The sequence below is a fragment of the Thermohalobaculum sp. genome (genome assembly GCF_058622915.1).
In genome coordinates this window covers 1-12558 of sequence record NZ_JBZSYN010000038.1, presented here as the reverse complement: position 1 = coordinate 12558, position 12558 = coordinate 1, and the positions used below count along the sequence as shown (strand labels likewise).

At 72.7% G+C, this 12558-nt stretch carries 15 protein-coding genes; 14 read left to right on the top strand and 1 reads right to left on the bottom strand.

Going from position 1 to position 12558, the window contains the following annotated elements; all coding sequences use genetic code 11:
- Nucleotides 1-828: sirohydrochlorin chelatase (locus AC32QD_RS03450; RefSeq protein WP_492009084.1), on the bottom strand; the 828-nt coding region annotated here is incomplete at its 3' end.
- A 411-nt stretch (nucleotides 829-1239) separates the two neighbouring features.
- Between AC32QD_RS03450 and AC32QD_RS03445 the strand changes: the two genes are divergently transcribed.
- The 14 genes from AC32QD_RS03445 to AC32QD_RS03380 form a co-directional block, all read left to right on the top strand.
- Nucleotides 1240-1617: a DUF1636 family protein gene (locus AC32QD_RS03445; RefSeq protein WP_492009083.1), complete on the top strand. Its 378-nt coding sequence runs from the start codon at nucleotides 1240-1242 to the stop codon at nucleotides 1615-1617.
- Nucleotides 1618-1619: 2 nt separating this feature from the next.
- A complete protein-coding gene (gene cobT, locus AC32QD_RS03440) occupies nucleotides 1620-2669 on the top strand; it encodes a nicotinate-nucleotide--dimethylbenzimidazole phosphoribosyltransferase (protein ID WP_492009082.1) in 1050 nt (349 codons plus the stop codon).
- A gap of 2 nt (nucleotides 2670-2671) precedes the next feature.
- On the top strand, nucleotides 2672-3427 hold the full coding sequence (cobS, locus tag AC32QD_RS03435) for an adenosylcobinamide-GDP ribazoletransferase (RefSeq protein ID WP_492009081.1): 756 nt from the start codon (nucleotides 2672-2674) through the stop codon (nucleotides 3425-3427).
- On the top strand, nucleotides 3424-3945 hold the full coding sequence (locus AC32QD_RS03430) for a histidine phosphatase family protein (RefSeq protein WP_492009080.1): 522 nt from the start codon (nucleotides 3424-3426) through the stop codon (nucleotides 3943-3945). The genes cobS and AC32QD_RS03430 overlap by 4 nt, the downstream gene beginning before the upstream one ends.
- Nucleotides 3945-4457 carry a bifunctional adenosylcobinamide kinase/adenosylcobinamide-phosphate guanylyltransferase gene (gene cobU, locus AC32QD_RS03425; protein ID WP_492009079.1) on the top strand — a complete coding sequence of 171 codons (513 nt, stop codon included), beginning with the start codon at nucleotides 3945-3947 and terminating at the stop codon, nucleotides 4455-4457. Before AC32QD_RS03430 ends, cobU begins: the two co-directional genes overlap by 1 nt.
- Before the next feature lie 11 nt (nucleotides 4458-4468).
- Nucleotides 4469-5911: a cobyric acid synthase gene (locus AC32QD_RS03420; RefSeq protein ID WP_492009085.1), complete on the top strand. Its 1443-nt coding sequence runs from the start codon at nucleotides 4469-4471 to the stop codon at nucleotides 5909-5911.
- A gap of 94 nt (nucleotides 5912-6005) precedes the next feature.
- Complete coding sequence (locus AC32QD_RS03415) at nucleotides 6006-7205, top strand: glycine C-acetyltransferase (protein ID WP_492009078.1); 1200 nt, start codon at nucleotides 6006-6008, stop codon at nucleotides 7203-7205.
- The gene (gene tdh, locus AC32QD_RS03410) at nucleotides 7202-8230 is read left to right on the top strand and encodes an L-threonine 3-dehydrogenase (RefSeq protein WP_492009077.1); all 1029 of its coding nucleotides are present in this window, start codon (nucleotides 7202-7204) and stop codon (nucleotides 8228-8230) included. The genes AC32QD_RS03415 and tdh overlap by 4 nt, the downstream gene beginning before the upstream one ends.
- Before the next feature lie 36 nt (nucleotides 8231-8266).
- Nucleotides 8267-8674, top strand: coding sequence for an OmpA family protein (locus AC32QD_RS03405; protein WP_492009076.1), 408 nt, complete (start codon nucleotides 8267-8269; stop codon nucleotides 8672-8674).
- Nucleotides 8675-8776: 102 nt separating this feature from the next.
- A complete protein-coding gene (locus AC32QD_RS03400; RefSeq protein WP_492009075.1) occupies nucleotides 8777-9511 on the top strand; it encodes a succinate dehydrogenase/fumarate reductase iron-sulfur subunit in 735 nt (244 codons plus the stop codon).
- The gene (locus tag AC32QD_RS03395) at nucleotides 9511-9837 is read left to right on the top strand and encodes a succinate dehydrogenase/fumarate reductase transmembrane subunit (protein WP_492009074.1); all 327 of its coding nucleotides are present in this window, start codon (nucleotides 9511-9513) and stop codon (nucleotides 9835-9837) included. The genes AC32QD_RS03400 and AC32QD_RS03395 overlap by 1 nt, the downstream gene beginning before the upstream one ends.
- On the top strand, nucleotides 9834-10175 hold the full coding sequence (locus AC32QD_RS03390) for a succinate dehydrogenase/fumarate reductase transmembrane subunit (protein ID WP_492009073.1): 342 nt from the start codon (nucleotides 9834-9836) through the stop codon (nucleotides 10173-10175). Before AC32QD_RS03395 ends, AC32QD_RS03390 begins: the two co-directional genes overlap by 4 nt.
- Complete coding sequence (locus AC32QD_RS03385; RefSeq protein ID WP_492009072.1) at nucleotides 10175-11905, top strand: L-aspartate oxidase; 1731 nt, start codon at nucleotides 10175-10177, stop codon at nucleotides 11903-11905. Before AC32QD_RS03390 ends, AC32QD_RS03385 begins: the two co-directional genes overlap by 1 nt.
- Before the next feature lie 10 nt (nucleotides 11906-11915).
- A partial coding sequence (locus AC32QD_RS03380; protein WP_492009071.1) for a fumarate hydratase occupies nucleotides 11916-12558 on the top strand: 643 nt, incomplete at its 3' end.

Below are 12558 nucleotides of genomic sequence, written 5' to 3'. Positions count from 1 at the left end.
CTCGCGCTCGAAGCCCAGCACCTGGGCGCGATACTTGCACATCTGGCAGTTCATCGCCGGCGCGCCCTCCAGGATCTCGCGCACGCGCTCGGCGAAGGTGGCGATCACCTGCGGGTGGTCGTTCAGGTAGCCGGCCTTGACGAACTGCGTTTCGGGATGCGCCGCCGCCACCAGGTCGGTGAAGCCGTAAATGCGGTCGATCAGCACGCCGGTGAACAGGAAGTAGGGGAACACCACGATGCGCCGGAAGCCAAGCCGAACGGCCCGGTCGAGGCAGGGCTCGACCAGCGGGAAGGTGACGCCGGAATAGCCGGTCTCGGCCCAGCCGAAGCCCAGCCCCTCCCACAGGAGCCGCGTCACCTTGGCCACGTTGGCGTTGGCGTCGGGGTCCGAGGCGCCGCGGCCGATCACGACCAGGCAGGTGTCGTGGGGCGCCACCTCGCCGGTCTCGGCATCGGCGCGGGCGACGGCCTCGCGCACCCGGTCCGCGGCGGCGGCGAGCATCTTGGGGTCGACGCCCAGCTCGCGGCCATACTGGACCGCGAGCCCGTGCTCGGCCGCGTAGGTATTGAGCACCGAGGGGATGTCGTTCTTCGCGTGCATCGCCGCGAACAGCATCCCCGGCACCGCGAGGACGCGATCGCAGCCGGCCTCGCGCAGGCGGTCGAGGCCGTCGCGAATCACCGGATTGGCGAACTCGAGATAGCCGTGCGCGACCGGCCAGTCGGGGAAGTGGTCCTTCAGCCGCTCGGCCACCACGGCGAACTCGTCCACGGCCGCCTGGCTGCGCGAGCCGTGGCCGCAGACCATGACGCCGACCCGGCTCATGCCCGCGTCTCCGGCTGGCGGGCAGCCCCGTGCGGGATGTTCGTCGCGCCCGCGCGCCACGGCGCGACGCCGGCGATTGCGGGCGCCCGGGCGGGCATGGCGACAGGGAGCGCGCTTGTGCTGACGGCGGCCTTCATTGGGCTCCTCCTCGGTCTGCGGTCCGAATTCGTCGCGCACGCGCAGGGAGGCCTCGAGGCCGTGTCCTCGGAACAGCTCCGGCGGCGGCCCCCTGTCTGGGTCGGCCAACGATCCGGATCCGCTCAGCCCCCTCGACGGGTGCGCTGTTCATTGCGCCCTGCTTACGCCCGCGCTATGTCGCGATCAAACGAAAATGCGCCCCGCCTGAGCGCGCACGGCGCCCCGGGCGGGGGCGAGACGGGTACCTGACGGGCCGGGGCGGAGAGAAGCCGGATGACCACCACGATCTTCGTCTGCGATACCTGCCGCTGGTCGGTGCAACAGAAATGGGCGCCCTGCGGCCGCACCGGGGGCGAGATCCTGGCCGGTCACGTGGAGCGTCTGGCCGCAGGCGTGCCCGGGCTGGCGGTGCGCCGCCAGTCCTGCCTGATGGGGTGCGAGCGGCACTGCAACACGGCGGTGGCCGCACCGGGCAAGCTGACCTATGTCCTCGGCGCCTTCGCGCCCGGCCCGGAGGCGGCGGCGGGCGTGGTGGAATACGCCTGCCTGCACCGGGACAGCCCGACCGGGCAGGTGCCGCTGAAGCGATGGCCGAAGGCGATCAGGGGACATTTCATGGCGCGCATCCCGGCGCTGGGGCAGGAGGGCTAGCGATGCTCACGGACTATGAAATTGTTGCGCCCGACGCCGCACTCGGCGACGCCGTTCAGGCCGAGATCGACGCCAAGACCAAGCCGCCGGGCAGCCTCGGCCGGATCGAGGCGCTGGCGCGGCAGATGGCTCTGGCGCAGGGCACGGACGCACCCGCGGCCGACCCGGCGCGGCTGTTCATTTTCGCCGGCGACCACGGGATCGTGGCCGAGGGCGTCTCGGCCTGGCCGCAGGAGGTGACGGCGCAGATGGTGCTCAACTTCCTCGCCGGCGGCGCCGCCTCGACCGTCTTCGCCCGCGTCAGCGGGGCGGCGGTGACGGTGGTCGACGCCGGCGTCGCCTGCGAGATCGACGCGGCGCCCGGGCTGGTGCGCGCGGACATCCGGCGCGGCACGCGCAACGCGGCGCGCGAGGATGCGCTGACCGCCGACGAAGTGGCGCGCGCACTGGCCTTCGGCGCCGGCCTGGCGAGCGAGGCGGTGGATGGTGGCGCCCGCGTCATCGCTCTGGGCGAGATGGGGATCGGCAACACCTCGGCTGCGACGCTGGTTGCGCACGCGATCGCGGGAATCGACCTGGGCGTGCTGACGGGGCCGGGGGCGGGGCTCGACGCCCGGGGCGTGGACCGCAAGCTGGCCGTGCTGGCGCGGGCGGCGGAGCGGCGGCCGGGACCGCTCAAGCCCGTGGAGGCGCTGGCCGCCTTCGGCGGGCTGGAGATCGCCGCGATGGCGGGCGCGCTGATCGGCGCGGCCGCGCGCCGGGCGGTTGTGCTGGTTGACGGCTTCATCGCCACCTCGGCGGCACTGGCCGCGCTGGCGGCGCGGCCCGAGGCGCGGGCGCATTGCGTCTTCGCCCACCGCTCGAAGGAGCCGGGACACCGGCGCATGCTGCAATGGCTGCAGGTGGAGCCGCTGATCGACCTCGACCTCAGGCTCGGCGAGGGCACCGGTGCGCTGCTGGCGCTGCCGCTGTTGCGCGCCGCCGCCGCCATGCTCAACGAGATGGCGACGTTCGCCAGCGCCGGCGTCTCGGGCCGGGATCCGGACGCCTGAGGATGGGCCGCGCGCGCGCCGAGCGGGATCTGTTTCTTGCCGCCGCGGGCTTCCTGACCCGGCTGCCGCTGGCCGAGCCCCCGGGCTGGCAGCCGGACCGCCTGGCGCGGGCCAGCCGCTACTTCCCGGCGGTGGGCGCGTTCGTCGGGCTGGCGGGCGGCCTGGTCTGGTGGCTGGCCGGGCTGGCCCTTCCGCCGGCGGCGGCTGCGGGTCTGGCGCTGGCGGCGATGCTGTGGCTCACCGGCGCGCTGCACGAGGACGGGCTCGCCGACTGCGCCGACGGGCTGGGCGGCGGCCGCTCGCGGACCGAGACCCTGGCGATCATGCGCGACAGCCGCACGGGAAGCTATGGCGTGCTGGCGCTGGGGCTCTCGCTCGGGCTGCGCTGGGCGGCGCTGGCGGCGCTGAGCCCGGGTGCGGGCGTGCTGGCCCTGGTGCTCGCGGGCGGCATCGGCCGCGCGATGATGGTGCCGGCGACCGGGCTGGCCGAGTATGCCCGGCCCGAGGGTGTCGGCTCGCTGGTCGCGCGCGGCGCGGGGGGCGACGAGGTCTGGCTGGCGCTGGGCACGGCCCTGCTCCTTGGCCTGATCGGCGGCTGGGCGGGTATCCTGGCGCTGGTGCTTGCGCTGCTCGTCGCCGCCCTTTTCTTGGCCAGGCTGCAAAAGCGGATTGGGGGCTATACCGGCGACGGGCTCGGGGCGATCGCGCAGCTCGGGGAGATCACGGTGATGCTGGTGCTGGCGGGGGGCTGGGCGTGATCTTCCTGCGCCATCCGCGCGCCGCGGCGCCGCCGGGGCTGTGCTATGGCCGGACGGACCTCGCGCCCGGCGCGACCGCCGCGGCCGAGATCGCCCGCGCGCTGGAGCTGACGCCGCCGCTCGCCCGCGTCATCGCCAGCCCGGCGCGGCGCTGCCGCGGGCTGGCCGAGGCGCTGGCCGCGCGCGACGGCGTGGCGCTGGAGCTGGACGGGCGCCTGTGGGAGCTGGACTTCGGCGCGTGGGAGGGACGGCGCTGGTGGGATATCCCGCGCAGCGAGAGCGACCCCTGGTCGGAGGATCCGTGGCACCTCGCGCCGCCGGGCGGGGAGACCTTCGCGGCCCTGCACGCGCGGGTTGCCTCGGTGATCCGTGCGGCGACGCCGCAGACCGCTTTCGTCACCCATGCCGGGCCGATCCGCGCGGCGCGGATGGCCCTGACCGGCGCCAACTTCGCGCGGGTCTTCGCCGACCCCGTTCCCCACGCCGAGCCGGTCCGCCTGGTGCCGGAGGCCGCCTGATGGCGCGGGTGTCGCTGATCCTCGGCGGCGCCCGCTCGGGCAAGTCGGCGCGCGCGCTGGCGCTGGCCCCGGCGCCGAAGCGCGTCTTCATCGCCACGGCCGAGGCGCTCGACGAAGAAATGCGCGAGCGCATCCGCCGCCACCGGGCCGAGCGTGGCGCCGACTGGGGGCTCGCCGAGGCGCCGCTGGAGCTTACAGCGGCGCTCCGGGCGCATGCGGGCGCGGGCACCACGGTGGTGGTCGACTGCCTTACACTGTGGCTTTCCAACCTCATGCATGCGGGGCGCGAGCCGGACGCCGAGACTGAGGCGCTGCTTCGCGCGCTGGTCGAGGCCGAGGGACGCATCGTGCTGGTCTCGAACGAGGTCGGCATGGGGCTCGCGCCGACAAACGCTCTGGGGCGCGCTTTCCGCGACGCGCAGGGGCGGCTGAACCAGCGCATCGCCGCCGCGGCCGATCACGTCGAGTTCGTCGCCGCCGGTCTGCCGCTGGTCCTGAAAGGCGCGCCGTGACCGCGGCGCTGATGGTCCAGGGCACCGGCTCGAACGTGGGCAAGTCGCTCATCGTCGCCGGGCTGTGCCGGGCCTGTCTGCGGCGCGGGCTGGCGGTGCGCCCGTTCAAGCCGCAGAACATGTCCAACAACGCCGCCGTGACCGCCGATGGCGGCGAGATCGGCCGGGCACAGGCGCTGCAGGCGCGCGCCGCGGGCGTGGCGCCCTCGGTGCACATGAACCCGGTGCTGCTCAAGCCCGAGACCGACACCGGCGCGCAGGTGGTGGTGCAGGGCCGGCGGCTGGCGCGCGCCTCGGCGCGGGACTATGCGCGGCTCAAGCCCGAATTGATGGCGGGCGTCATGGACAGCTTCCGGCGCATCGGCGCCGAGGCCGACCTGGTGCTGGTCGAGGGCGCAGGCAGCCCGGCCGAGGTCAATCTGCGCGCGGGCGACATCGCCAATATGGGCTTCGCCGCGGCGGCGCGCGTGCCCGTGGTGCTGGCCGCCGACATCGACCGCGGCGGCGTCATCGCGCAGATCGTCGGCACCCACGCGGTGCTCGCGCCCGGCGATGCGGCGCTGGTCAGGGGCTTCCTGATCAACCGGTTCCGCGGCGACCCGCGCCTGTTCGACGAGGGCTACCGCCTGTGCGAGGCGCGCACCGGCTGGCGCGGCTTCGGCATCGTGCCCTGGTTCGCCGAGGCGGCGCGGCTGCCTGCCGAGGACGCCGCCGACATCCGGCCCGACAGCGCCGGCGGGCCGCTCAAGATCGCCTGCCTGCAGCTCTCGCGCATCGCCAATTTCGACGACCTCGATCCGCTCAGGATCGAGCCCGGCGTGACGGTCGCCATGGTCCGCCCGGGCGAGGCCGTGCCGGGGGATGCCGCGCTGGTGATCGTGCCGGGCTCGAAGTCCACGCGCGGCGACCTCGACTTCCTGCGCCGGCAGGGGTGGGACGTCGATCTCCTCGCCCACAGGCGGCGCGGCGGCCATATCCTCGGCATCTGCGGCGGCTACCAGATGCTGGGCCACTCCATCGCCGATCCCGACGGGATCGAAGGCGCCCCGGGCGTGAGCGAGGGGCTCGGGCTGCTCGACGTCGGGACGGTGATGACGCCCGAGAAGCGGCTGACGCGGGTGACGGGGACCCACCTTGCCAGCGGGACCCCGGTCGCGGGCTACGAGATCCATATCGGCCGCACCGAGGGGCCGGACCGGGCGCGGCCCGTGTTCCGCATCGGGGGCGCGGCGGAGGGCGCAACCTCGCCCGACGGGCGCGTCGCCGGGGCCTATCTGCACGGCATGTTCACCGGCGACGCCTTCCGCCGCGCCTGGCTCGCCGCGCTTGGTGCGGCGGGGGGGCCGCGCGGCTACGAGGCCGAGGTCGACGCGACGCTCGACCGGCTGGCGGCGCATCTCGAGGCGCATCTCGCCCTCGACGCGCTCCTGGCCGTGGCGCAGGCGGGGGTCTGAGGCGCCGGCACCGCGGGCGGGAGCGAGGTTGGACATTGACGGAGCCGCTCCGAGGACCGACCTTGTCGGGGGCAAGCGAAGCAGGAGTCAGCCGATGTCCCGCGCCCTGATCGACCAGGCCCGCGCCGAGCTCGAGACCCTCGAGACCGAGGGGCTGATGAAGCACGAGCGCGAGATCGTCACGCCCCAGTCGGCCAATGTCGAGGTGGCCTCCGATGGCGGGCGGCGGCGCCTGCTCAACCTGTGCGCCAACAACTATCTGGGGCTGGCCGACGACGCGCGCCTGATCGCGGCGGCCAGGCGCGGGCTGGACGAGCACGGGCTGGGCATGGCCTCGGTGCGCTTCATCTGCGGCACGCAGGACATCCACCGGGCGCTGGAGCGCGAGGTGGCGGCGTTCCTCGGGCTCGAGGACTCGATCCTGTTCTCGTCCTGCTTCGACGCCAATGGCGGGCTGTTCGAGGCGCTCCTGGGGCCCGAGGACGCGGTGATCTCGGACGCGCTCAACCATGCCTCGATCATCGACGGCATCCGGCTGTGCAAGGCGCGCCGGCTGCGCTACGCCAACAACGACATGGGCGAGCTGGAGGCACGGCTCAAAGAGGCGCAGGACGCGCGGCACCGGCTGGTGGTCACCGACGGCGTGTTCTCGATGGACGGGATCATCGCCAACCTGCCCGGCATCTGCGACCTGGCGGAGCGGTACGACGCGCTGGTCATGGTCGACGACAGCCATGCCACCGGCTTCATCGGGCCGAACGGCGCGGGAACCCCCGACCACTGGGGCGTGCGCGAGCGGGTGCAGATCGTCACCTCGACCTTCGGCAAGGCGCTCGGCGGGGCCTCGGGCGGCTTCGCCGCGGGGCCGGCGCCGCTGGTCGAGATGCTGCGCCAGCGGGCGCGGCCCTATCTGTTCTCGAACGCGCTCGCCCCGGCGATCGTCGAGGCAACGCGCGAGGCGATCCGGATGGTCCGCGAGGGCGGCGCGCTGCGCGGCAAGCTCGAGGCGAACGCGGCACGGTTCCGCGAGCGCATGACCGCCGCCGGCTTCTCCCTGGCCGGCGAGGGGCATCCGATCATCCCCGTCATGCTGGGCGACGCGGTGCTGGCACAGAAGGTCGCCGCGGCGATGATGCAGCACGGGGTCTACGTCACCGCCTTCTCCTACCCGGTGGTGCCCAAGGGCCGGGCGCGCATCCGAACTCAGATGTCGGCCGCGCACGAGACCGCCGACATCGACCGCGCGGTCGAAGCCTTCATTGCTGTCGGGCGCGCACTGGAGGTGATCCGATGAGGGCGCTGGTCAAGGCGACGTCGGCCCCGGGGCTCGAGCTGCAGGACGTGCCGAAGCCCCAGATGGGGCCGGGCGAGGTGCTGATCCGGGTGCGCATGGCCTCGATCTGCGGCACCGACATGCACATCTGGAAATGGGACGACTGGGCGAGCCGCACCGTGCCGGTGCCGCTGGTGGTCGGCCACGAATACATGGGGCTGGTCGAAGCGGTCGGCGAGCGCGTCACCCAGGTCAAGCCGGGCCAGCGCGTCTCGGGCGAGGGGCACATTCCCTGCGGCCAGTGCCGCAACTGCCTCTCGGGCCGCGGCCACATCTGCGCGCGCACCGTCGCGGTGGGCGTGAACCGCCCCGGCGCCTTCGCCGACTACCTGGTGATCCCCGAGGCCAATGTGCGGCCCCTTCCCGATTCGGTCTCGGACGAGGTGGCCTCGATCCTCGATCCCCTGGGCAACGCGGTGCACACCGCGCTGGCCTTCGACGTGGTGGGCGAGGACGTGCTGATCACCGGCGCGGGGCCGATCGGCCTGATGGCGGCGGCCGTGTGCCGCCATGCCGGGGCGCGGCACATCGTGGTGACCGACCTCAACGACGAGCGCCTGGCGCTGGCCGCGCGCATGGGCGCGACGCGCGCGGTGCGCGCCGACCGCGAGGATCTGGGCGAGGTGATGCGCGCGCTCGGCATGAAGGAGGGCTTCGACATCGGGCTCGAGATGTCGGGCTCGCCGCAGGCGCTCGACGCGATGATCCACGCGGTGATCTGCGGCGCGCGCGTGGCGCTGCTCGGCCTGTTCGGCAAGAAGCCCGAGGTCGACCTCAACACCGCGATCTTCAAGGGGATCACCTTCGCCGGCATCTATGGGCGCAAGCTGTACGAGACCTGGCACAAGATGCTGGCGATGCTCGAGACCGGTCTGGACGTGAAGCCGGTGATCTCGCACAAGCTCGCCTTCGAGGACTTTGCCAAGGGCTTCGAGGCGATCGCCTCGGGCCACGCGTCGAAAGTCGTGCTCGACCTGGGCAACTGAGGCCCGCGGCCGGGAATCGCGAATACGGAGGGACAAATGAAAAGGCAGGTGGCACTCCTTGCGATCGTGGCGGCGTTGCCGGCCGGGGCGGCGCTCGCCAACCCCTGCGGCTACGCCGAGCGCGGCCGCATTGTCATCACCGGCTACAAGGTGGGGCAGACGGCGATTCCCGCCGACCAGAAGGCGCGATTGGCCAAGTTCGCCCAGACGGCGAAATTCCGCGACAAGATCTGTGTCTTCGCGCAGGTCGACAAGCAGGGCTCCAAGGCCGCCAACGAGCGCGTCGCGGACGGGCGGGCGCACAACGTGCAGCGCTTCCTCGAGAGCCAGGGCGTTCCGGCCGATGCCATCACCATCAACCGTCAGAAAAAGGCCTTCACGCTGTTCGGCCTGCTGCCCTCGAACCAGCCCGACGACCGGCGCGTCTATGTGACCCACAACTGAGCGGACGTCCCGCGCACCGGCGCGGGGATCGGCGTTTGACGCCGCCGGGGGAGCGGCTAGCATGCGGCCGGACAACGGGGCAGGAGAAAGCGGGACCACCCGATGACCGAGGCGGCCGTCGATCAGGCCAGGCTTACCGTGCGCGTGTGGCGCGGCACCGAGACCGGCGCCTTCGCCAGCTTTCGCGTGCCGGCGCGGCCGAACCAGACCGTGCTCGATGTCGTGACCGAGGTGCAGCGCCACCACGCCCCGGACCTCGCCTATCGCTTCGCCTGCCGGGTGGGGGTGTGCGGCTCCTGCGCCATGACGGTGAACGGCGTGCCGCGCTGGACCTGCCGGACCCATGTGCAGCGCGTGGCGGCGGACGGCAACCTGACCGTCGAGCCGCTGAGGAACCTGCCGCGCATCCGCGACCTCGCGGTCGACATGGCGCCGTTCTTCGACAAGTGGCAGGCCGCCGGCGGCGTGTTCAAGGGCGCGGCCACGCGCACGGACGACCCGGCCCGCGTCGACCCGGCGAGCCCGCGGCGCCGCGCGGCCAATGCCGGGATCGAGTGCATCAACTGCGCCGTGTGCTATGCCGCCTGCGACGTGGTGGCCTGGGACCGGGACTATCTGGGCCCGGCCCAGCTGTTGCGCGCCTGGACGCTGGTCAGCGATGAGCGTCATGCCGCGCGCCGCGAGACGCTCGCGCGGGCCATGGGCCGGGGCGGCTGCGGCTCGTGCCACACGCAGGCAAGCTGCATGACGCACTGCCCGGTCGGCCTCAGCCCGACCGAGGGGATCGCGGGACTCAAGCGGATGTCGCTGGCGGCGATGTTCCTCGGAGGCGGCTGATGGAGCGGCGGCTGTTCCTGTTGCAGCGGCTGACGGCGATGCTGCTTGCGCCGCTCGTGCTGGTGCATGTCGGACTGATCCTGGTGGCGATCCGCGGCGGGCTGACGGCTGCCGAGATCCTCGGCCGCACGCAGGGCTCGGTCGGCTGGGCGCTGTTCTACGGGGTGTTCGTGCTCGCCGCCGCGGTGCACGCGCCGATCGGGCTGCGCAACGTGCTGGTCGAGTGGACGCCGCTGGGGCGCCGGCCGGCGGGCTGGCTGGCGATCGGCTTCGGCCTCGTCGTCCTCGTCCTCGGCCTGCGCGCCGTGCTCGCGGTGGTCACATGAGGCCGCACCGCAACCACCGGGCCTGGTGGGCCTTCCTCGGCCACCGGCTGAGCGGGCTGGCGCTCGCGGCCTTCCTGCCGTTCCATTTCTACGCGCTGGGCCTGGCGTTCAGGGCGGCGGCGCTGGACCGCTTCCTCGCCTGGACCGACCTCGCCGTCTTCAAGCTCGCCGAGTGGGGGCTGGTGACGCTGCTGGCGCTGCACCTGTTCTTCGGCCTGCGGCTTCTGGTGCTCGAGGTCCTGCCCTGGCCCGGCGGCGACGCCCGGCTGGGCTGGATCCTGCCGGGACTGGGCGCCTCGCTGGTGGTGGGCGCGGTGTTCCTGGCGGGGGCGTTCTGATGCGGGTCGAGCGGGGCAGGACGGACATCCTCATCCTCGGCACCGGGGGCGCGGGGCTGTTCGCCGCGCTGCACGCCAAGCAGGCCGCGCCCGAGCTCCAGGTGACGCTCGCCGCCAAGGGACTGCTCGGCAAGAGCGGCTGCACGCGCATGGTGCAGGGCGGCTACAACGTGGCGCTGGCGCCGGGCGACTCGGTCGAGCGGCATTTCATGGACACCATCGAGGGCGGCAAGTGGCTGCCGCGCCAGGACCTCGCCTGGAAGCTGTGCGAGACGGCGGTGGAGCGCGTGCGCGAGCTCGAGAACGAGGTCGGCTGCTTCTTCGACCGCAACCCCGACGGCACGCTGCACCAGAAGGCCTTCGCCGGGCAGACCTTCGACCGCACGGTGCACAAGGGGGACCTCACCGGCATCGAGATCATCAACCGGCTGATGGAGCAGGTGCGCGCCCGCGGCGTCACCGCGCTCGAGGAGCACCGCGCCGTCGAGCTGGTGCCGGCGGCCGACGGCTCGGGCATCGCCGGCGTCCTGATGATCGACATCCGCGCCGGCAGCTATCGCTTCGTCGCCGCCAAGGCGGTGCTGCTGGCCAGCGGCGCGGGCCCGACCATGTATCTCTACCACACCCCCTCGGGCGACAAGACCTGCGACGGACTGGCGATGGTGCTCAGGCTCGGGCTGCCCCTGCGCGACATGGAGATGGTGCAGTTCCATCCCACGGGGCTGCTCGGCGGGCCCGACACGCGCATGACCGGGACGGTGCTCGAGGAAGGGCTGAGGGGTGCCGGCGGCTATCTCCTCAACGGCGAGGGCGAGCGCTTCATGACCCGCGCCGACCCCAGGGGCGAGCGCGCCACCCGCGACATCGTCAGCCGCTCGATCTACGACGAGATGCGCGCGGGCCGCACCACGCCGATGGGCGGCGTGTGGATCGAGATGCGCCATCTGGGCCCCGAGAAGGTGGCGAAGATGTTTCCCGGCATGGTCAAGCGCTGCGCCGACTGCGGCTTCGACCTCGCGGGCGGCCGGGTGGAGGTCGTGCCCACGGCGCACTACATGATGGGGGGAGTCGAGTTCGGCCTCGACTGCACCACCGCGATGCCCGGCCTGTTCGCGGCCGGCGAGGACTGCGGCGGGGTGCATGGCGCCAACCGGCTCGGCGGCAACGGGGTGGCGAACTCCACCGTCTTCGGCGGCATCGCCGGCGAGACGATGGCCCGCTTCGCAAGCCGCACGGGCCAGTGGCGCGACCCCGACGAGGCGGTGATCGAGGCAGGATTGGCGCGGGCCGAGCGGCCCTTCGGGCTCAAGCCGGGCGACCTGCACGCGGCGCGCGAGCGGCTGGCCCATCTGATGTGGGACGAGATCGGCGTGATGCGCGATGCGGACGGAATCCGGCGCGGGCTGCGAGGGCTCGAGGCGATCGAGGCCGAGCTCGGCCAAAGCGGGCTGGCCGATGGCGAGCGGCGCTTCAACCTGACCTGGCACGACTGGCTGAACCTGGAAAGCCTGGTCGCGGTGAGCCGGGTCATAGGCCAGGCGGCGCTGGCGCGCGAGGACAGCCGCGGCGCGCATTTCCGCGAGGACTTCCCCCACACGGGCGACCTCGCGGCGAGCGCCTACACCCGGCTGCGCCAAACGCACGGCGAGCTTGCGCTCGAGATGGTGCCGGTCAGCTTCGACCTGATCCGCCCCGGCGAGTCGCTGATCGGCGAGGCAGCGGCAACGTGACGAGGACCCGATGATTTCACACCAGACGATCGAGAAGGCCGCCTACGAGATCATGACGCGGGCGGCGATCGACATCCCCGAGGACTACCTGAACGGCATCAAGGGCATGATCGACATCGAGAAGGGCGACCTCTCGACCTTCGTGCTCAAGGCGATGGTGGAGAACTGGGAGACCGCCACCGAGGACCGCCGGCCCATGTGCGCCGACACCGGCCTGCCGCGCTACTACGTGAAGCTGGGCGACGGGGCGCCCGTGCGCGGCTTCACCAAGATCGAGGAGGCGCTGCGCCGCGCCACCGCGCGGGCCACCCACGAGGTGCCGCTCAGGCCCAACCGGGTGCACCCGCTGACGCGCGAGGACCACAACAACAATGTCGGCATCAACGCGCCCGAGATCGAGTGGTCCTTCGAGCCCGATGTGGACTGGATCGACATCACCACCGTGCACAAGGGCGGGCTGTTCGGCACCGACTACCGCATGCTGTTCCCCGGCGACGGGGTGGACGGCATCAAGCGCTTCTTCCTCGACACGCTGATCGCCTTCGGCAAGCGGGGACTCGCCTGCCAGCCCGCCATTGTCGGCGTGGGCCTGGGCGGGTCGAAGGATGTCTGCATGGCGCTGGGTAAGCAGGCGGCCTGCCTGCGCATCGTCG

Bases quoted from the DNA above. Each gene is read 5' to 3' on its own strand.
- AC32QD_RS03445 (WP_492009083.1), top strand. From the start codon at position 1,240: ATGACCACCACGATCTTCGTCTGCGATACCTGCCGCTGGTCGGTGCAA.
- cobT (WP_492009082.1), top strand. From the start codon at position 1,620: ATGCTCACGGACTATGAAATTGTTGCGCCCGACGCCGCACTCGGCGAC.
- cobS (WP_492009081.1), top strand. From the start codon at position 2,672: ATGGGCCGCGCGCGCGCCGAGCGGGATCTGTTTCTTGCCGCCGCGGGC.
- cobU (WP_492009079.1), top strand. From the start codon at position 3,945: ATGGCGCGGGTGTCGCTGATCCTCGGCGGCGCCCGCTCGGGCAAGTCG.
- AC32QD_RS03420 (WP_492009085.1), top strand. From the start codon at position 4,469: ATGGTCCAGGGCACCGGCTCGAACGTGGGCAAGTCGCTCATCGTCGCC.
- AC32QD_RS03415 (WP_492009078.1), top strand. From the start codon at position 6,006: ATGTCCCGCGCCCTGATCGACCAGGCCCGCGCCGAGCTCGAGACCCTC.
- tdh (WP_492009077.1), top strand. From the start codon at position 7,202: ATGAGGGCGCTGGTCAAGGCGACGTCGGCCCCGGGGCTCGAGCTGCAG.
- AC32QD_RS03405 (WP_492009076.1), top strand. From the start codon at position 8,267: ATGAAAAGGCAGGTGGCACTCCTTGCGATCGTGGCGGCGTTGCCGGCC.
- AC32QD_RS03400 (WP_492009075.1), top strand. From the start codon at position 8,777: ATGACCGAGGCGGCCGTCGATCAGGCCAGGCTTACCGTGCGCGTGTGG.
- AC32QD_RS03395 (WP_492009074.1), top strand. From the start codon at position 9,511: ATGGAGCGGCGGCTGTTCCTGTTGCAGCGGCTGACGGCGATGCTGCTT.
- AC32QD_RS03390 (WP_492009073.1), top strand. From the start codon at position 9,834: ATGAGGCCGCACCGCAACCACCGGGCCTGGTGGGCCTTCCTCGGCCAC.
- AC32QD_RS03385 (WP_492009072.1), top strand. From the start codon at position 10,175: ATGCGGGTCGAGCGGGGCAGGACGGACATCCTCATCCTCGGCACCGGG.